The 19,178-nt window shown below is 28.2% G+C and carries 17 protein-coding genes and 1 pseudogene; 10 read left to right on the top strand and 8 right to left on the bottom strand.

The genetic code is table 11. The features are described 5' to 3' along the window. Nucleotides 1-1,479, bottom strand: a pseudogene (locus tag ABY298_RS08450) (hypothetical protein); the annotation flags it as partial. Nucleotides 1,480-1,652: 173 nt separating this feature from the next. Between ABY298_RS08450 and murC the strand changes: the two are divergent. Further along, the gene (gene murC, locus ABY298_RS08445) at nt 1,653-3,005 is read left to right on the top strand and encodes a UDP-N-acetylmuramate--L-alanine ligase (protein ID WP_372745585.1); all 1,353 of its coding nucleotides are present in this window, start codon (nt 1,653-1,655) and stop codon (nt 3,003-3,005) included. Here murC and ABY298_RS08440 read toward each other — a convergent pair. Next, nucleotides 3,002-3,424, bottom strand: a complete 423-nt coding sequence (locus ABY298_RS08440; RefSeq protein WP_372745584.1) for a hypothetical protein — start codon at nt 3,422-3,424, stop codon at nt 3,002-3,004. The two genes, murC and ABY298_RS08440, sit on opposite strands and share 4 nt — an antisense overlap. 147 nt (nt 3,425-3,571) lie before the next feature. Between ABY298_RS08440 and ABY298_RS08435 the strand changes: the two genes are divergently transcribed. The 4 genes from ABY298_RS08435 (at nt 3,572) to ABY298_RS08420 (ending at nt 5,887) form a co-directional block, all read left to right on the top strand. Next, nucleotides 3,572-3,808, top strand: coding sequence for a hypothetical protein (locus ABY298_RS08435; RefSeq protein WP_372745583.1), 237 nt, complete (start codon nt 3,572-3,574; stop codon nt 3,806-3,808). 63 nt (nt 3,809-3,871) lie between these two features. After that, nucleotides 3,872-4,435, top strand: coding sequence for a zinc-ribbon domain-containing protein (locus ABY298_RS08430; protein WP_372745582.1), 564 nt, complete (start codon nt 3,872-3,874; stop codon nt 4,433-4,435). Between the two features lie 10 nt (nt 4,436-4,445). After that, the gene (locus tag ABY298_RS08425; RefSeq protein ID WP_372745581.1) at nt 4,446-5,339 is read left to right on the top strand and encodes a zinc-ribbon domain-containing protein; all 894 of its coding nucleotides are present in this window, start codon (nt 4,446-4,448) and stop codon (nt 5,337-5,339) included. 17 nt (nt 5,340-5,356) lie between these two features. After that, nucleotides 5,357-5,887, top strand: coding sequence for a hypothetical protein (locus ABY298_RS08420; protein WP_372745580.1), 531 nt, complete (start codon nt 5,357-5,359; stop codon nt 5,885-5,887). Between the two features lie 13 nt (nt 5,888-5,900). Here the strand turns inward: ABY298_RS08420 and ABY298_RS08415 are convergent, their stop codons facing one another. Both ABY298_RS08415 and trkA read right to left on the bottom strand, forming a co-directional pair. Next, nucleotides 5,901-7,400 (bottom strand): TrkH family potassium uptake protein, encoded by a 1,500-nt coding sequence (locus ABY298_RS08415; protein WP_372745579.1) that lies wholly within the window; start codon nt 7,398-7,400, stop codon nt 5,901-5,903. Between the two features lie 3 nt (nt 7,401-7,403). After that, nucleotides 7,404-8,750: a Trk system potassium transporter TrkA gene (trkA, locus tag ABY298_RS08410; protein WP_372745578.1), complete on the bottom strand. Its 1,347-nt coding sequence runs from the start codon at nt 8,748-8,750 to the stop codon at nt 7,404-7,406. A gap of 56 nt (nt 8,751-8,806) precedes the next feature. Here trkA and radC point away from each other — a divergent pair, with 56 nt between their 5' ends. The 5 genes from radC (at nt 8,807) to ABY298_RS08385 (ending at nt 13,879) form a co-directional block, all read left to right on the top strand. Beyond that, the gene (gene radC, locus ABY298_RS08405) at nt 8,807-9,505 is read left to right on the top strand and encodes a DNA repair protein RadC (RefSeq protein ID WP_372745577.1); all 699 of its coding nucleotides are present in this window, start codon (nt 8,807-8,809) and stop codon (nt 9,503-9,505) included. A gap of 95 nt (nt 9,506-9,600) precedes the next feature. Then, nucleotides 9,601-10,893, top strand: coding sequence for a polysaccharide deacetylase family protein (locus tag ABY298_RS08400; RefSeq protein WP_372745576.1), 1,293 nt, complete (start codon nt 9,601-9,603; stop codon nt 10,891-10,893). 3 nt (nt 10,894-10,896) lie between these two features. Further along, entirely contained in the window at nt 10,897-11,778 is an 882-nt protein-coding gene (locus ABY298_RS08395) for a hypothetical protein (protein ID WP_372745575.1), read from the top strand. A 5-nt stretch (nt 11,779-11,783) separates the two neighbouring features. Beyond that, complete coding sequence (locus tag ABY298_RS08390; RefSeq protein WP_372745574.1) at nt 11,784-12,767, top strand: polysaccharide deacetylase family protein; 984 nt, start codon at nt 11,784-11,786, stop codon at nt 12,765-12,767. Beyond that, complete coding sequence (locus tag ABY298_RS08385) at nt 12,767-13,879, top strand: GNAT family N-acetyltransferase (protein WP_372745573.1); 1,113 nt, start codon at nt 12,767-12,769, stop codon at nt 13,877-13,879. Before ABY298_RS08390 ends, ABY298_RS08385 begins: the two co-directional genes overlap by 1 nt. Before the next feature lies 1 nt (nt 13,880). Here the strand turns inward: ABY298_RS08385 and ABY298_RS08380 are convergent, their stop codons facing one another. The 4 genes from ABY298_RS08380 to ABY298_RS08365 are packed head-to-tail and all read right to left on the bottom strand — an operon-like array spanning nt 13,881 to nt 18,978. Continuing rightward, nucleotides 13,881-14,687 (bottom strand): class I SAM-dependent methyltransferase, encoded by an 807-nt coding sequence (locus ABY298_RS08380; protein ID WP_372745572.1) that lies wholly within the window; start codon nt 14,685-14,687, stop codon nt 13,881-13,883. Continuing rightward, the gene (locus ABY298_RS08375) at nt 14,662-15,942 is read right to left on the bottom strand and encodes a polysaccharide biosynthesis C-terminal domain-containing protein (protein ID WP_372745571.1); all 1,281 of its coding nucleotides are present in this window, start codon (nt 15,940-15,942) and stop codon (nt 14,662-14,664) included. Before ABY298_RS08375 ends, ABY298_RS08380 begins: the two co-directional genes overlap by 26 nt. Beyond that, the gene (gene asnB, locus ABY298_RS08370) at nt 15,939-17,840 is read right to left on the bottom strand and encodes an asparagine synthase (glutamine-hydrolyzing) (RefSeq protein ID WP_372745570.1); all 1,902 of its coding nucleotides are present in this window, start codon (nt 17,838-17,840) and stop codon (nt 15,939-15,941) included. The genes ABY298_RS08375 and asnB overlap by 4 nt, the downstream gene beginning before the upstream one ends. 7 nt (nt 17,841-17,847) lie before the next feature. Then, nucleotides 17,848-18,978 carry a glycosyltransferase gene (locus ABY298_RS08365; protein WP_372745569.1) on the bottom strand — a complete coding sequence of 377 codons (1,131 nt, stop codon included), beginning with the start codon at nt 18,976-18,978 and terminating at the stop codon, nt 17,848-17,850. Nucleotides 18,979-19,178 lie beyond the last annotated feature (200 nt).

Below are 19,178 nucleotides of genomic sequence, written 5' to 3'. Positions count from 1 at the left end.
TCTTGAAGCGCTTTCGCAACCAGAAGCATCAGTTTGTGATGCCCAATAATCGCCATCTGCTAATAAATCAGTTCCGTTTAAAGGCGTTGTAGAAGTTTCTGTATCGTACCATAAAACACTAGTTCCTGTAACATCAAGTTCATCAACAGTTTTTGCATCAATTTCACAAAACGTTTGATTTGCATTTGAAGTAGTTGGAGGTAAAGGTTTGTTAATAGTTACATTTACTAGCAATCTTGAAGCGCTTTCGCAGCCAGAAGCCTCAGTTTGTGAACCCCAATAATCGCCATCTGCTAATAAATCAGTTCCGTTTAAAGGCGTTGTAGAAGTTTCCGTATCGTACCATAAAACACTAGTTCCTGTAACATTAAGTTCGTCAACAGTTTTTGCGTCAATTTCACAAAAAGATTGATTTTCATTAGTTGTTGTTGGTGGATCAACTTTTATAATTGTTACACTAACCGTAGCAGTTTCATCTGGACAAGCACCTAAAGCACTTGAAACGGTATATACATAATCTCCTTCAATATTTGTATCTGGTTCAAAAGTTCCTAAATAACCATTGGTTAATTCGCTTGGTCCAGACCAAGTTCCGGTCATATCAGGATTTCCTCCTAATAAAGAAAATAAATTAGTTGTAGTTGCATCAATTTCACATTCAGTGTAGGAACCATTAGTACCTGCATTTGGTGGTGTATCAAAAACAACAGTAGTTTTTATTCTAATAGTACTTTCACAAGGGAAAGAATAAGTTGCGGCCCAATAATCTTCTCCTTCAATTAAAAGAGTTGAAGAATCTAAAGGTGTAGTGGAATCTATTGCAGCATACCAAACTACTGCGTCTCCTGAAGATTGTAAATCAGCTATAGTAGGACTAGGATTATTACAAAATGTTTGCTCTTCTTCAACTATAGGAGCTGATGGATTAACTAACGCCACAGTGGTGGGTAATCTTGTACTAACACAACCGTCTACAGTTTGCTGTACCCAATAAGTAACATTATTTTCTAATGATTGGGAAGTTGATAGCAATGTTCCTCCTGTTTGGGCAGTATACCAAGCTATATTTGTTCCGGTTGCAGATAAATCGGATATTTTTGGATTGTCTGCAGCACATTTTCCAACATAAACGTCTACGTTTGATGGCGGATATCCTGTAATTATTACTTGTACTGCTAAACGAGAAGTACTACAACTTCCTCCACTTATATCATCTGCATAGTAGGTAGCTCCGTTAAAAAGCGCGGAAGAACTACTATATTGTGTGCCTCCAGTTGCAGCATTGTACCAAACTATGGTTCCTCCGGTAGCAATTAAACTACCAACAGTTGGATTGGAACTTTTACAAAAGGTTTGCGTTGAATCTCCATCAGGAGGTAAGTTAATACATTGTGCTGTAGTGAGTTGAGAGGTTGATAAGAATAGTATTGATAAAATTAGGATGCTTAATTTTGATAATGGGTGCTTATCTTTTTTCATATAATTTGACTTTTTTTATTTTCTTATAATGCTAAAATTGTCACTAGCTAATTTATTGTAAAAAAATTAATTATTTATTGTTTTTTTTATCAAAAAATTAAAGTTACAAACATAATTTGAAATAGATGTATTGATTTAGAATTTTATTACTTTTGAAGCTTAAATTAAGTTTTATGAATTTACATTTTATTGCAATAGGAGGAAGTGCAATGCATAATTTAGCATTGGCATTACATCAAAAAGGATACAAAATTACTGGAAGTGATGATACTATTTTTGAACCTTCAAAATCGCGTTTGCAAAATAAAGGTTTGTTGCCAGAAGCTTTTGGATGGTTTCCAGAAAAAATAAACACAAATATTGATGCTATTGTTCTTGGAATGCATGCAAAAGGAGATAATCCGGAGTTGCTAAAAGCAAAAGAATTAGGATTAAAAATTTATTCGTATCCAGAGTTTTTGTATGAACAATCTAAAAATAAAACGCGTGTTGTAATTGGTGGATCTCATGGTAAAACTACTATTACGTCTATGATTTTGCATGTAATGAATTATCATTCTATAGCTGTTGATTATATGGTTGGTGCTCAGTTAGAAGGTTTTGATACCATGGTTCATTTAACTGAAGAAAATGAATTTATAGTTTTAGAAGGAGATGAATATTTGTCGAGCCCAATAGATTTACGTCCTAAATTTCATTTATACAAACCAAATATTGCTTTATTAAGTGGTATTGCTTGGGATCATATAAATGTGTTTCCAACTTTTGAAAACTATGTAGCTCAATTTTCCATTTTTGTAGATTCATTAACAGATGGTGGAATTATGGTGTATAATGAAGAAGATATTGAAGTTAAAAAAGTTGTTGAAAAATCTGAAAGCCCCATAAAAAAGTATCCTTATAAAACACCAGAATATACAATTGTAAATGGCACAACATTTATTGAAACAGCTGAAGGAGAAATGCCTTTAGAATTTTTTGGAAAACATAATTTGCAAAATATGGCAGGTGCAAAGTGGATTTGTCAGCATATGGGTGTTGGAGAAGATGAATTTTATGAAGCTATTGCAAGTTTTAAAGGTGCAAGTAAACGATTAGAGAAAATTGCAGAAAGTAAATCTACTGTTGTTTTTAAAGATTTTGCACATTCACCAAGTAAAGTTGAGGCTACTGCAAAAGCAGTTAAAAATCAATATGCCGATAGAAAAGTGTTAGCTTGTTTAGAATTACATACTTATAGCAGTTTAAATGCAACGTTTTTAAAAGAATATGTAGGAGCTTTGGATGCGGCTGATGTTGCAGTTGTTTTTTATTCACCACATGCGCTTGAAATTAAAAAGTTAGAAGTGATTACGGAAAAACAAATACGTGATTCTTTTCAACGTGAAGATTTAATTGTGTATACAAATCCAGAGGAATTTCAAACTTTTTTGTTTAATCAAAATTTTGAAAATACAGCGTTGCTTTTAATGAGCTCTGGGAATTATGGTGGATTAGATTTTAATCAGTTTAAGGAATTGGTTTAACTATTCTCCATTTTTGTTGTTGCGTATAAAAGACCTAATCCTATAATTAGGGAAATTACCATGTTTATAAGTGTTTTTTCACCATCATAGGCCGTATTTAATTGCGGAATAGATGGCAAAAACTTAACTGTTATAAAACTATTTCCATTATTTTTTAAGAACACCGGACTTCCAATTTTTTGACCGTTACCAGAATAGGTTTTGCCTTTAAATTCAAATTCATAGCCCAATACATATGTATATTGGTTTCTAATGGTTTCATCTCGCTCACCTAATTGTTGTCGGTAACTTGTGAGTTTGGCTTTTGTTTCAGTGCCAAATAAAGCCAAACTTCCTATAAAAAAACTATAAAAAGTAAATAAAAGACCAATAGAGAAAATTAGCCATTTACCAAAATTATTTTTATTAGTAAAACTCATGTGTAGGCTCTAATGTTTTGTATATCAAAAGTATACAATTAGCTTTGAAGTTTAATAAACAATTTGTAAATTTATAAGACTACTATAAAAAAATAAAAACATATCTGAATTATTGTAATTGGTAAAGGCGCTTTAATTTAGGTTGTAATGAGAAAAATCACTTTCTTAGTTATTTTGGTTTTCTTTTTAGAAAACAACCTTAACCAAAATTGGCAAAAATTTCCTACATATTCTGATATTTCCATTGCTAAAAGAAATTATACAGAATCAGGGAAAAAGCAACATTATTCTGAGGAAAATGGTAATGAAGTATCTACAGATATAACTGAAGTAATTGTAGTTAAATTTTCAAACCCTATAAAATATCATAACAAAAGTTTATAGAAAATACAAGATATCCATATACTAATTTAATGTTGTTGATTAAAGGAAATAAATCATAAAAAAATGTCAATAATTTGTCAAAATTGTGGAGTAAAACTCCCAGAGGAATCAAAATTTTGTACCAATTGTGGTGCATCAATCAATGTTAATAACCCTAAAAATGATATTGAAAAAGATGAAGAGCTAAATCTTGTTGAAGAAAGTTTAAACCAGCCAAATAAGGTTAAACGACTTTTAATAGGATTGTTGGGAATAGTGGTTTTAGCAATACTTTTTTTTATTGGAAAATCTTTTTTTAAGGATGTTTTGTCCTCAGAAAAACCATTTTCAGTTTCTGAACAGTTATTAAAACTTGAAGGGGAATGGTACGATCCTACAGGAGTTATATTAAATGATAAAGATGCCATTATAGTTTTTAGTAAAAAAGGAGAATTGGTTATAGGAAAAGATAAAAACGGATTATTTGAAGCCAAAATAACACCTTTTGGAGCAAATAATTACCAAGCAATAACAAAGTTACATGGTGTAGAAGGAGATTTTGAATTGCATTTTTATGAGGAGGAAAATAAATTGTTGTTTTTTAGTACGTTAACCAAAAGTAGTTGGTATTTAGTTAGGGAGAATTAAAATAATCGATATGAAATTCTGTACAAATTGTGGTGAAAAATTAAGTGGAAATGAAGTGTTTTGTCCTAATTGTGGTGCTAAAATTGTGGAGGGAAGTAATGCAAATCAAACTTCAGAAAAAAAAGAGCTAAAAGCAGTATTGGAGCTCCCAAATGATCTTACTCAAAATGAATTAAAGAAATTAAATAATGCTATTACTCTAAAAAATAATCAAACAAGTATTGTAAAAAAATCAATCTATGCAGCTTTCTTTTTTGGGTTAGTTTTAATACTTGCAATTATGGATTTTGATGCGCTGCAAATTCACCCAGCAATGGTAATGATTTCAATTTTCTTTTTATTAATGTCATTGGTAATTGCTTTTGTATTTAGAAGTAGAGAAAAAAAATTACAAACGTTAATTTCTGGTGAAAATTTATTAGCAGCTTGGACTTTAACTGATAATGAAAAACGTGCTTACGTAAATTTTTTATTTACCAATGAAAAATCAAAAAATAAAGGTTTACTTATTGTAATTTCAGTTGTGTCAATCATTATTTTCGGGATATTTATTTTGGTGATAGAAGAAGGTAAATTGTTTATGTTTTTAGCGCTTGTAGTATTGCTACTACTTATTTTTTTATTTGCTTTTGGAATGCCTTACTATTATAGAAATCAAAATTTAAAAAATGATGGTAAAATTTTGATAGGAACCAAGTTTGCTTACATTAATGGATTTTTTCATAATTGGGATTTTCCACTTTCAGGGATTAAAAAAGTAAAAATTATTAAAGAACCGTTTTATGGTTTATACATAAAATATTACTATACAGATAGAACTTTTACCAACACAGAAGAATTAAATATTCCGGCTTCAGAATGGATAGATTTAACTCCGCTTGTAGCAGAGTTAAACAGAGAGTAATTTTAAAAATTAATAAAATGGCTTATTCACTAAAAATTCACGATCCGAGATTTGATAAGTACATTAAAAACACCAAAGATTATAAATATCAGTTTGGTTTTGCATTGGCAATTATTGCTGTTGTAGGTTTTTATTTATATGGAGAACTAAGTGATGAGATGGACAATCCCGAAGCATTTCATATTGGATTGGTAATTGGTGGTATGTTTTTATTAATAGGTATTTATTCAGCATTTTCCAGAAAAAAGGAAGCCACTTGGGATGGAGAAGTGGTAGAAAAGGAAATACAAGAGAAAGAAAAAAGCACTGATTTTATAGTTTATTTTGAAGATGAAAATCATAAAAGATATGAAAGAAGAACTGAAAATGATGCTACTGTATACAATTATTTTAAAATTGGAGATAAGGTTAGATATCACGGAAAATTAAGATCGTTTGAAAAATTTGATAAATCAAAAGATGCTATTATTTTTTGTAACGCCTGCGCTTTTATGCATGAAATAGATGAACACATTTGCAGAAATTGCGGTTGTCCTTTATTAAAATAAATTTATAAATACTTTAGTTTTTCCTCCAGAAAAAAGGCGTTAATAAAATTAAAACAGTAAATAATTCAAGTCTTCCTATTAGCATTAAAAATGAACAAAACCATTTAGCAGGTATTGTTAAATGCGCAAAATTATCAACCGGACTAACAGATCCAATAGCTGGCCCAATATTTCCTAATGAAGAAGCTGCAGCTCCCATTGCCGATTCAAAATCTAAACCAAAAAAGGTTAACAGCAAACTGCTACTAATAAAAATAAGCATGTACAATACAAAAAAGGATAGAATATTGTAAATAATAGTTTTAGGAACACTTCCGCCATCGTATCTTACTGGAATAATAGCATTTGGATGCAATAATTTTTTAAATTCATAAAAACTACTTTTTATCATAATAATATGTCTAACAACTTTTATTCCACCACTTGTTGACCCAGCTGAACCTCCAATAAAAAACAGTGAAAATATAATGGCTGTAACCATAGAATTCCACATAGTAAAATCGGCAGAAACAAAACCAGTTGTTGTTAATACAGAAACTACAGAAAATGCAGCATGTCTAAAAGCATTTTCTGTTTCTCCATACGGATAAGTGTGCTGAAGACTAGTTTGTAAATTTGTATCTTGATAATTTACTATTAAGTAAGTAATTAATAATGTAACTCCAATGGTTCCAAAAAAGTAATATTTAAATTCTTCACTTTTAAAAACTTTTCTAATTTTTCCTTTTAATGCAAAATAGGTAAGTACAAAATTTGCACCAGCAATAAACATAAATATTATAATAATGTATTGTATAATTGGAAAGCTATCATAGTGTGCAATACTGGCATTTTTTGTTGAAAAACCACCAGTACTCATAGTTGCCATGGCATGATTAATAGCATCAAACCAGGTCATTCCAGCAATTTTTAATAGAAAAAATTCAAGAATTGTTAGTATAAAGTAAATCAGCCAAAGTCTTTTAGCAGTTTCTGTAATTCTTGGATGCATTTTATCTGCTGATGGACCAGGAGCTTCTGCCATAAATAACTGCATACCACCAATTCCTAATAAAGGTAAAATGGCAACTGTTAATACAATAATTCCCATTCCGCCAATCCAATGTGTTGCACTTCGCCAAAATAAAATACCTCTTGGCATAATTTCTATATCTGTTAAAATAGAAGAGCCCGTTGTGGAATAACCAGAAATTGTTTCAAAAAAAGCATTGGTGTAATTTGGTATAGCTCCGGTAAATGTATAAGGTAAAGTTCCTGTAAAAGAAAGCATTAACCATCCTAAAGTTACAATTAAATAGCCTTCTTTTTTCCCTAGTTTTTTTTTGGCATTTCTGTTAGAAAACCAAAGTACAAATCCAATAAAAATTGTTAATAATCCGGCTTGTAAAATTCCCCATTTTTCAGATTCTCCATAATACATACTAAAAGGAACAGCAAAAAGCATAAATGCTCCGTTTAGCATAGAAGTTAATCCTAAAAAGCTGATGATAATTTTTAAATTAAGACCTTTCATAAATTAGTTAAACAATTTTTCTACTTTATGAATAGCCTCTGGCAAACAAAAAACTACTGCTTTGTCTCCAGCCATAATTTGAAAATTCCCAAAAGTCATATGGGCAACACCATTTCTAATTACACCACCAAAAACGGCTTGTTTGGTAATATTAATATCTTTTACTAATTTTTTTGTAACAGGTGAATTTTCTTTTACTCTAAATTCTAAAACTTCAGCATCAACATTATGTAGGTTGGCAAGTTTTAATACATCACCTTTTCTAACGTGTTTAAAAATAGCACTTGCGGCTAATAGTTTTTTATTGATAAGTGTATCAATTCCAATGGTTTGTGAAATATTAATGTAGTCCATGTTTTCAACCAAAGCAATTGTTTTTTTAACACCTTTGGATTTTGCAACCAAACAAGACATTATATTGGTTTCGGAATTACCGGTTACAGCTACAAAAGCATCCATTTCAGAAATATTTTCTTCTTCTAAAAGTTCAACATCTCTTCCGTCACCTTTAATAATTAGAGCATTTGGGAGTTTTTCAGCAACTTCTTTTGCTCGTATTTTATTTATTTCAATTAATTTAATATTAAATTTATTATCGCATAAACTTCTTGCAGCTTTTACACCTATTTTTCCACCACCTAAAATCATTACATCTTTTACGCCAAATTGAGTTTTACCCATTAATTTATAAAGCTTTGTAATGCTTTCTTTTGGTGCAGAAAAGTATATTTGATCGTTGGCATGATACACAGTATTTCCTCTTGGAATAATGGTTTCATCGTCGTTTTCAGGTTTAATAGCAATAGTAATAAAATCAATATTAGAAAATTTTTCTCGTGCTTGCTGTACTGTTAAATTTATAAGCGGAGAATTATATTCAATAGTACTTCCTAATATGTTTAAAGTTCCATTTTCAAATTGAATGGTATCATTAAAAGCTGATTGATTTAGAAGCATTTTAATTTCATCGGCAGCTAATTCACCTGGTGAAATCATATTGTCAATACCTAATTCAACAAAATCAATTTCAGAATTATGAGTAAACTCGTGGTTAGAAATTCTGGCAATTGTTTTTTTAGCGCCCAATTTTTTTGCCAAAACAGCAATTGTAAAGTTGGTGTTTTGAGATTCAGTAACTGCTAAAAAAATATCTGCCTTATCAATATGGATTTCTTTTAAAAGTTTTATTGAAGTTGCATCACCACGTTTTGTAATTACATCAATATGGTTACTTGCATACTCTAATTTTTCGCCATCAGTATCAATTAAATAAATGTCTTGAGACTCAAAAGAAAGTAATTTTGCCAAATGGAAACCTACATCTCCAGCACCAGCAATTATAATTTTCATACATTGAATATTTGTGACAAATATATTACTCTTATCTTTGATAAAAAAATTTGTATATGAGTTATGAAAACAATCCAATGTCCATTAAATATTGGGCAGAAGACGATAGACCAAGAGAAAAATTAGTTTTAAAAGGAAAAACTGCCTTGTCTGATGCTGAGTTAGTTGCTATTTTAATAGGTTCTGGCAGTAGAAATGAAAGTGCCGTTAATTTGGCAAAAAGAATTTTAGCCTCTATTGATAATAATTTAAATACCCTTGGAAAACTTACTGTTTCTGATTTACAAAAATTTAAAGGAATTGGAGAAGCCAAAGCAATTTCAATAATTACAGCCTTAGAATTAGGTAGAAGAAGACGGTTAGAAGAAGCACTTTTAGTGCCAAAAATAACAAGTAGTAAAGCTGTATTTGAAATAATGCAACCTATAATTGGTGAATTACAGCATGAAGAATTTTGGATTATATATTTAAATAATTCCAATAAAGTGTTGTATAAAGAGCAATTAAGTAAAGGAGGTTTAACAGGAACATTAGTAGATGTGCGTTTGGTGTTTAAAAAAGCCCTAGATTTATTTGCAACTGCCATTATATTATGCCACAATCATCCATCAGGAAAATTACAACCTAGCACTGCAGATAAGTCTATTACCCAAAAATTAAATCAAGCAGGAAAAACCTTAGATATAAAAGTGCTAGATCATATAATTATTACTGAAAATGCTTATTTTAGCTTTGCCGATGAAAGTTTAATGTAGGTTTGCTAAAAGCTAAATTGAAAAGAGCGGTAAAAAAATAATTATAGTACGGTGGCTTGGTGAAGACCCAGCCAAATACCAAATACAAAAACCACATGCTTTTAGTTTATACGCATAAAATTACACCACGAGTTAATTATATTTTTAAACATTTTTTTGTTAGAATATTACAAATACCTGTTAGTTTTACTACAAAGGTTGAAGAATTTGTGGTGCACAACGGGCCAAAACTTACCTATTCAAAAGCACCATTAGGATCAGAGTTTTTTATAAGAAGTCATGACTTGTTATTTGAACAAGGAATTAATGATATTGATATTAAAGTTTTACCATGGGATGATGTTCCTTGTTTTTTTCCAGCAGGGGAACTTTCTTCTATTCCGTTTGATGTTTTTGCCGCTAGTTTTTATTTAATGAGTAGATACGAGGAGTATTTACCACATGTAAAAGATATTCATGAAAGATATCCTGCGGATGAAAGTTTGGCTTATAAAAATAATTTTTTAGAAAAGCCAATTATTGATATTTGGGCTTATAAATTTTTAGAATTATTGAAAGAAAAATTTCCTGATTACACGTATGTTGAAAGGGAGTTTAATATGATTTCAACCATAGATATTGATAGTGCATTCTCCTATAAAAATAAAGGGATTTTAAGAACGTTTGGAGGTTTTTTTAAAGATTTGGTTCAATTTAAATTTGTGCATATTTGGCATAGGTTATTAACTATTTTTAACTTTAGAAAAGATCCGTTTGATACGTATGCTGAAATTTTAAAAATTAAAAAGGAATTTAAAATTACAACACTTTTTTTCTTTTTGGTTGGAGATTATACCACGTACGATAAAAATATTTCATCGTCAAATAGCAACTATAGATCCTTGGTAAAATCAATTGCAGATTATGCTAAAGTAGGATTACATCCGTCATATTTTGCATATAAAGATGCTGCGCTTTTAAAGAAAGAAAAGATGCGTTTAGAGAATATTATTAACACTTCTGTTACCTTTTCCAGACAGCATTATTTACGTTTAAGTATTCCAGAAACCTATCAAAATTTAATAGATTTAGATATTGAGGAGGATTACACTATGGGTTATGCAAAATCTGTAGGTTTTAGAGCCAGCACATGTACTCCTTTTTATTTTTACGATTTAGACTTTGAAATACAAGCACCATTAAAAATATTTCCATTTGCATTTATGGATGGTACTTTAAAAAATTATATGAAATTGACGAATGAAGAAAGTTTAGCTAAAATTTTACAATTAAAAGATGAGGTGAAAAAAGTAAATGGAACGTTTATTAGTTTATTTCATAATGAAACTCTTAGTGAAAATGAACATTGGCTAGGCTGGAGTACAATTTATAAGCAAATTTTAAGCTAGAATATGATTCATTACCTAAAGCATAATCAAATTGATTTTGAAAAGTACGATGCTTGTATTGATACTGCTATAAATTCAAGGATATACGCATATAGTTGGTATTTAGATATTGTTGCAGATAATTGGGATGTTTTAGTGTTGAATGATTATGAAGCTGTAATGCCGTTGCCGTTTTTAAGATTTAAAAGATTGTTTTTTTTAAAAAAAATTGCACAACCAAACTTTTGCCAGCAGTTAGGTTTATTTTGTACTAAAGTATTACCTGAAATTGTGATGAACGATTTTTTAATGAAATTTTCAAGATTAAAATTTAGATATTACAATTTTAATTCATTTCAAAAAATTAACTACAACATAATTAATTGCAGCGTAATAAAAAAAATAAATTTTGAGTTAGATTTAATAAAACAATATCAAGAAATTTATCATGGATATGCCAAAAACTTAAAAAGAAACTTAAAAAAAGCACATAAAATTGAATTAGTGATATCTTCGGAAACTAAAGTTTCAGATTTTTTACTTTTAAAAGAAAATAATAAAAAGCACACAATTAAAAGTTCTCAGTATAAACTAATGAGAAAATTAATGAACGAATTGTTACAACGAAATTTAGCAACAATTTATGGCGTTTATTTTGAAAATAAATTAATTGCATCCGCTTTTTTTATTGAAGAAAAACAAAGAGTAACTCATTTATTTTCTGCAACAACAATTACAGGGAAAGAAGTTGGAGCAATTCCTTATTTGTTTGATTTAATTATAAAGAATAATTCTGCTAAAAAAATGATTTTCGATTTTGAAGGTTCAATGATACCAAATGTAGCAAGGTTTTTCAAAAGTTTTGGTGCGCAACAAACAAACTATTATTCATTAGAAAAAAAATAAAAGTGGTGACATCAACTTTATTAAGCCTTTTAATTGATTGTTCAAAACAAAACATCTTAGTTCCATTTTATCATGCGGTTTCAAATACAGTTCCAAGTTTTATAGGTAATTTATATTCACCCAGAAATATTGACGACTTTGAGAAGGATTTAGACACATTATTGTCATTTTATGAACCGGTTTCATTAACAGAATTAATTTCAATAGTAAATTCTAATAAAAAAAACACACCAAAATGTTTTCATTTAACATTTGACGACGGTCTAGCTAATTTTTATGAAGTAGTTGCGCCAATCTTAATAAAAAGAAAAATACCTGCAACAGTTTTTTTAAACACAAATTTTGTGGACAATAAAGAATTGTTTTTTAGGTATAAGGCTAGTTTGTTGCTTAATAATTACAATAAATCAAGTGAATCTGTTAAGGAAAAATACCATAAATTTATAGCCAATAATAACTCTAATAGCAGTTCTGTATCTGATTTTTTACTTGCTATTACATTTCAAAATAAAGATATTTTAGATAATTTAGCACTTAATTTAAACTTTAGTTTTAATGATTTTTTGAATACAGAAAAACCCTATTTAACAACGAATCAAATAAGAGAATTAATTAAACAAGGTTTTACTTTTGGTGCACATTCAGAGAATCATCCTTTATACGCCCAATTGAGTTTAAATGAGCAAATTAATGAAACTACAAATAGCCTTAATTGGATAAAAAAAGAGTATAATATTAACTACAATGCATTTTCCTTTCCATTTACAGATTTAGGTGTTTCTACATCTTTTTATGAAACAATAAAGAATGAAAGTATAGTTGATATTAGTTTTGGCACTTCAGGAATAAAAAGAGATTTAGTGGAAAATAATTTACAAAGAATTCCATTTGAGGAAGCTGGCAAAAGTGCTAAATTTTTTTTACTAAAAGAATATATGAGGTATTTTTTAAAAATTCCAATGGGAAAAAGTATAATGAAAAGAAGCTAATGGTTTCGGTTAAAAAAATAAAACTAATTGAATTACAAGAGTTTGTAAACTCTAGTGATTATCATCAGCTAATAAATAAGCCTATTTCTTTAGCTAGGGTTATATCATATTTAAATAACCCAAATGCGAATGATGATGATGTAGTTTTGTATATGGCTTTTGTGGAATTAGAATTGATAGGTTATAAAACTATTTTTGCAGATACATTCTTTTACAATAATTGTAAAACTAAATTTGGTTGGCTAAGTGGTACTTGGACTCATAAAAATTACAGAAGAAAAGGAGTTTCAACTTTGTTACTAAATGAAGTATTAAGTGATTGGGACGAAAATTTAATGTATACAAACTATGCCGAAGAATCTAAGGCTGTATATGATAAAACAGATAAATTTACTTTATTAAAATCGAATGAAGGATATCGCTATTATATCAGATTTTGTTTTAAAGAGTTATTACCTCCCAAATCTGATTATTTCAGTAAAAATATTAAAATATTAAAGTTTGTAGATGTCACTTTAAATTTATTAGGAGATTTTAGATTTAAACTATTAAATACAAAAAAAAACAGTGATTATGCTATTTGTAAACTTGAAGATTGGAATGATAAAATTATAAATTTTATTGAACCTTTCAAAAAAAAAGAATTATTTCAAAGAGATAAAATATTATATGATTGGATAGCTAAGTATCCTTGGGTAAAAACAGATGTTGAAACGGAAATATTATCTCAGCAATATTATTTTTCAAATTTTTCTACAAAGTTTTGTTCAAATTGGTATAAAATTTATGAAATTAAATCTCAAAAAATTATTGGAATAGCCTTAATAACTATTAATAATAAACATTTAAAAACCCCATATATTTATGCAACTTCGGATAGTTTGCCTTTTTTTAAAAACTTAATTATTAAGCTGTGTATTAAACATAAGATAAGCTATTTAACGGTTTATAATGCAGATCTGAATAAGCTTATTTTAGAACAAAGTTACTTTAAAATTCTAAGTAAAAAATTTACTCAAAATTATTTTTACAGCAAAAAATTAGCAAAACAATTGCCTAGCATAGGCGTTTTTGAAATACAAAATGGTGATGGTGATATAGTGTTTACTTAATTTATATTTTTTGAGATTTAACGTTTATTTCAAATTTTTTAGTTGGAGTTTTAATACTGTCAAAATCTGATGTTTTCAGTTTTTGTTTGGTGTATATAGCGCACATTGAGTTAGATACTTGATAAATTTTGTTTTTAAATTGGGATGGAATCCCGTCTAAAATACCCAATAAAACTTCAGGCCTAATTAGTTCAGGTGTGTATGCGTAATCATGCCAAACAACAATGGTATCTTTATGTACAAGATGTTTAAATATATTTTGTGTATCAGCTTTTACAAAATCATATTTGTGGTTTCCATCAATAAAAATCAAATCAAATTTTTTGTTCAAATTTTTATAATCAAAAGTTAAAGAATTTCCAAATAAGTGAGTGATGTTGTCGTTGCATTTTGAGAAAAAACCATGTAAATCAGCATATTTTTGAGGTAAACCTAAAGCTGTTATTTCTTTTTTAGATAAATTTAAAGTGTAACATTCTTTAGCCGTTTCGGCTACATTTACAACACTTTCTCCTCTCCATGTGCCAATTTCAAAATAAGAACAATTATCAATTCCCCTTGCCAATCCTTTTAACAGTAAAATATCTGTAGGCATAGAACCACCACCTAAAAATGAAAATGTATTTAAGGTTTCATTAAAGTTTGGAATTAACTCATCAATTTCTATAACGGGTAACGAAAAAAGTGAATTGTGTTTTTTTTGTAGTTGTTTTTTCCAAGCTAGATCGGATTCAATAACTAAGTTTATTAAACTTGGTTCTTTAAAAAGTAGTTGAAGACCTTTAAACAATTTTTGGAGTTTTTTCATTTGAGTGAAATTTTTTATATAAAAATAAAAACCAAATGTATGAAATTAATCCTGTAAGCCACATTAATAAGGATGAAGTAATAGCGGCTCCCTTAATTCCATATTTTGGTATTAAAATATAATTGCTAATTATATTTATAATTAATGCCATACCGGCTATGTAATTATTTATATGAACTTTACCAATAGATGAAAGTAAATTGCCAAATAAACCTCTAAATATTAATATACCGCAAATTCCAAAAATTAAAATCAAAAAAGTATCAGAGAACTCTTTAAAAGAAGGTTCAAATAATTGTAATATTTGATTGGAAAATAAATAAGAAGCTAAGCATATAAAAAAACTAATAAAACCAAAAAAACGCATGTATCTTTTGATGTAATTGTGTATATAATTTTTATTGGAGATATTTTCAGTAAAAGTAACAAAATCTGTATTAATTACCACTTGTGAAAGAAATAATAAACTATAAGGGATTAATGTGATATACTTATATTGAGTTATAGCTTCAGAATTGTTTAATAAATAGCCAATTAATATAATATCAATGGCTATAAGAAATTGAGAAAAACTTACAGCTAGACTTGCGAAAAAACCATATTCCCAAAATTTAAAATTAATAAAAGGTAGAATCAATTTTTTTGAGTAATCAATTTTAAGTTTTTTTATAAATATAATAGAAGCAAGTATTGGGCTTAGGAGTAATGCTAAAGAATATCCTTTTTCTTTTAAGAAATAGCTTAATAGGAAAATAAGTATAAACTGTATTATGTTATAAACAATTTCCATATAAGAAAATGTTTTATTGTCTTGTTTTAATCTAAATTGAATTTTAATTATTGACAGTATATAATGAGGAATTATAACTAGAGATAAAAAAGCTAAATAGTATTTTGTATTAGTGAAGTTAAATGGAATTATAAAACTTGAAATTACAATTAAAAGTGCTATTCCAAATGATATTTTTAGACCTTTCTTTAAAACAAAAATAAATAAGCTGTTTTTTTCTTCTTCATTTTCTAAAAGAGAACCGTATCTTAATAATCCTTGGTGTAAACCAAGACCCGCAAAGGGTAAGATAAAAGAGATAATATTAAAAGCAAAAAGCACAATACCTAACTCTTTTGTATCTATTAATTGGAGTGCTATCCAAGAAGCTATAAAAGATAGTAGTCTGGAAATTATTGTTGCAAACAACACATAACTCCCAGACCTGTTTAAAAATCCTTTTAAAAAAAGTGTGCTATTTTTCACTTTGCTGAGATAAATTCATCAATCCATAATTCAGTTGAAACAAGTTGCCATATTTTGTTGGGACTGTTAGATTTTATAATTCTATCAATCTCCTGATTATTAAAAATGTTTCTATTTTTTAATTTTGTAGTAGTGTCATAAATAAAATCTTTTAATTCATTTGAAACCCAATATTTTAGAGGTAAACTCAACCCTTTTTTATTCATATCAAAACAGCTGGGGGCAATATATTTTTTGGCAACTTCTTTTAAAATATATTTTTGAATGTTATTCTTCATTTTATATTTAGTAGGAATACTAAAAGAAGTTTCAATAAAGTTATGATCTAACATGGGAAACCTTCCTTCTAAAGAAAAATTCATAGCACAATGATCTGTTGTTCTCATTTGATGATTGCTAATATATGATTTGAGATTATAAAAATTAAGAGCTTCAAAATTGTCTGTAAAAGTCAAATTAGTTGGGTTATAGGTGTCTGAAATGGTGTTTTTAGTTGACTTAATTTGTTCCTTAAATAACATTGAAATCTCATTATCATTGTAATTTGTATAATAATGCGAATAGAATTCACCGATGGTATTACATTTAGAAATATCAATTGCTTTATTAATTTTAGGATGAATATTTGGTAATAATTTTATAATTTGTTTATATGTTTTTAACTTTTCCCAAAGAGTCAATTTGTTGTAAATATCATATCCGCCAAATAATTCATCACCTCCAAGACCATTTAAAACAACTTTTAAATTATTTGTAGAGGCAATTTTTGCTAAAATGAAATTAGCTGACAATCCAGGGTATGGTTCTTCATACGTGGTAATAATATCATTAATATTAGCTAATATATCAGAAGCTTTGATGTAGTTTATTCTATGGTTTAAGTTATTAAGTAAAGCGGTTTCGGTTGCTTCTCTAATTTCATTAAAATCTTTAAATTCATTAAATCCTAGGGTTAAAGTTTTAATTGTTGGGTTTGTTTTTGATGCAATAGCTGAAATTGTTGTCGAATCTATTCCTCCACTCATAAAAGTTCCAACTTCTACATCTGCATTTAACCTGTAATTTACAGCTTTAAATAAACTTTCTTCAATAAGAGTTTTAGATTGTTTTTCGGTTAAGTTTATATTTTGTGTGTTTATAGGAATTTCCCAATATTGGTGTTTTTGTATATTATTAGTGTTTAAATTAATTTTTAAATAATGCGCAGGCTCAAGAGCCGTAATGTTTTTAAAACTTGTATTAGGTCTTTGCGCAATTGAAAACCGGAAGTTTTGAGTTAATCCTTCCCAATTAATTTCGGGATTATAAATATTTGAATCAATAATAGATTTTATGGTGCTAGCAAATAGAAACTGATTTTCAGTTTTATAATAATACAATGGTTTTATGCCCAATCTGTCCCGTGCAATAAATAGCTCATTTTTAACCTTGTCGAAAATTGAAAAAGCGAACATTCCATTAAGTTTATCAAGTGTTTTTTCACCCCATTTTTTGTAAGAGTTTAGAATAACTTCAGTGTCCGAGTTTGAAAAAAAACGATATCCAGAACCAATTAGTTCATTTTTTATTTCTTTATAATTATAAATTTCCCCATTAAATATAATCCAATATTTTTGACTTAGGTCACTCATTGGTTGGTGACTGTTGTTGCTTAAATCAATAATTTTTAATTGTCTAAATCCAAAACCAATTTTAAAATTATGTTTAAATGCAGTACTAATATGTTTGTTGTTTTTTATTAAAGTATCATCGCCCGAAAAAGGTATTGAATTTTCGTTATGTAATAGGTATCCTTCATCATCTGGTCCTCTTTTAACCATACTTTGTGTCATAGAAAACAGCGCCGAAGAATTTGGAGCTGTGTTAGTAAGGTTAATAATTCCTGCTATTCCACACATAAAATATCTATTTCTTTATTTTGTTATACAACTTGTCAAATTCTGTTGATATAGCTTCAATTCCAAACTTTTCTACGGCATATTTATGCATTTCTGTAGGTGAAGCAACTGGCTTTTTATTATAGTAAAAATTTAGAATAGTTTTGCTTAACTTTTTTTCATTATTTGGCTCAATTAACTTTCCGAAATTTATTGGAAAATATTCTGAAATACCACCAACATTAGAGCTAATGACCGGAGTTCCAGTTGCAAAAGATTCGAGAATAACACAAGGTAAATTTTCATAATTGCTAAATAAAACAAATAGATTACATAAATTAAAATATTCCAATAAATCTGTGTGATTAACACTATCTATATATGAAATGTTATTGTTTTTTAATCCTATTTTGGAACTGTAAATCTTATACTTTATAGAGTTTTTACCAATTAAATAAAAATGAAAATCTTCAATCTCATTTTGAATATTTTTAATTGAATTCAAAATACCCTTAATATTTTTATGGGAGTTATTCATATTAGATACATGTAATATATTAAATTGGGTTTTTGAAGTTGTTTTTGGTTTGAATAAATTAGTGTCAACTACATTTGGTATTGGATGATAGTTGCCTTTTAATCCAAATTTTTGCATTGCATTTGCTAAATGAATACTTACAGGAGAAATAATTGAAGCATTTCGACAAATTAGTTTAGTTATCATTTTTGTAAAAAAACTAATGTTTTTATTAAGAGGTGGTTGATAATCAGTCCAATGTTCGGTTATTATATAAGGAGTTTTTTTAAACCATTTAATGCATAATGCAATTATACCAACAGGATAAGTAATATTAAGGTGAACAATGTCAAATTTATTTATTCTTTTTATTTCTTTTAAGTAATTATAAAAATAGAGCCATAATTTAATTAATGGATTATTAGTTTTAGGGATAAAAACTATTGTAGTGTTTATATTATTTTTAGTAAAAGATAGTTTCTCAACAGATTTTATATTGATATCAGTAATAATATGAATTAAGGTTACATTATGCTTTGTTCCTATTGCTTCGGCATGTCTTTGAACAAAATTTCCATTATTTGGTGCGACCCTTGAAGGGTACCAACTACTAAGAAACAATATGTGAAGTTTTTTAGTCAAGAAAATATAATTTTAGCATAAAATATAATTGCTAAATTAGGTTTTTTAGTTGCAATTATATTTATATTTTTAAAAAATGAAAATAAAACACATTTTTTTCGATTTAGATCACACACTTTGGGATTTTGAAACCAATTCAGATATAGCATTTACGGCAATATTTAAAAAATACCAGGTAAATGCCAATATGGATAAATTTC

It is taken from the genome of Lutibacter sp. (genome assembly GCF_041596795.1).
In the GTDB taxonomy this organism is placed as follows: Bacteria; Bacteroidota; Bacteroidia; order Flavobacteriales; family Flavobacteriaceae; genus Lutibacter.
This window is presented reverse-complemented; position numbering and strand designations above follow the sequence as displayed.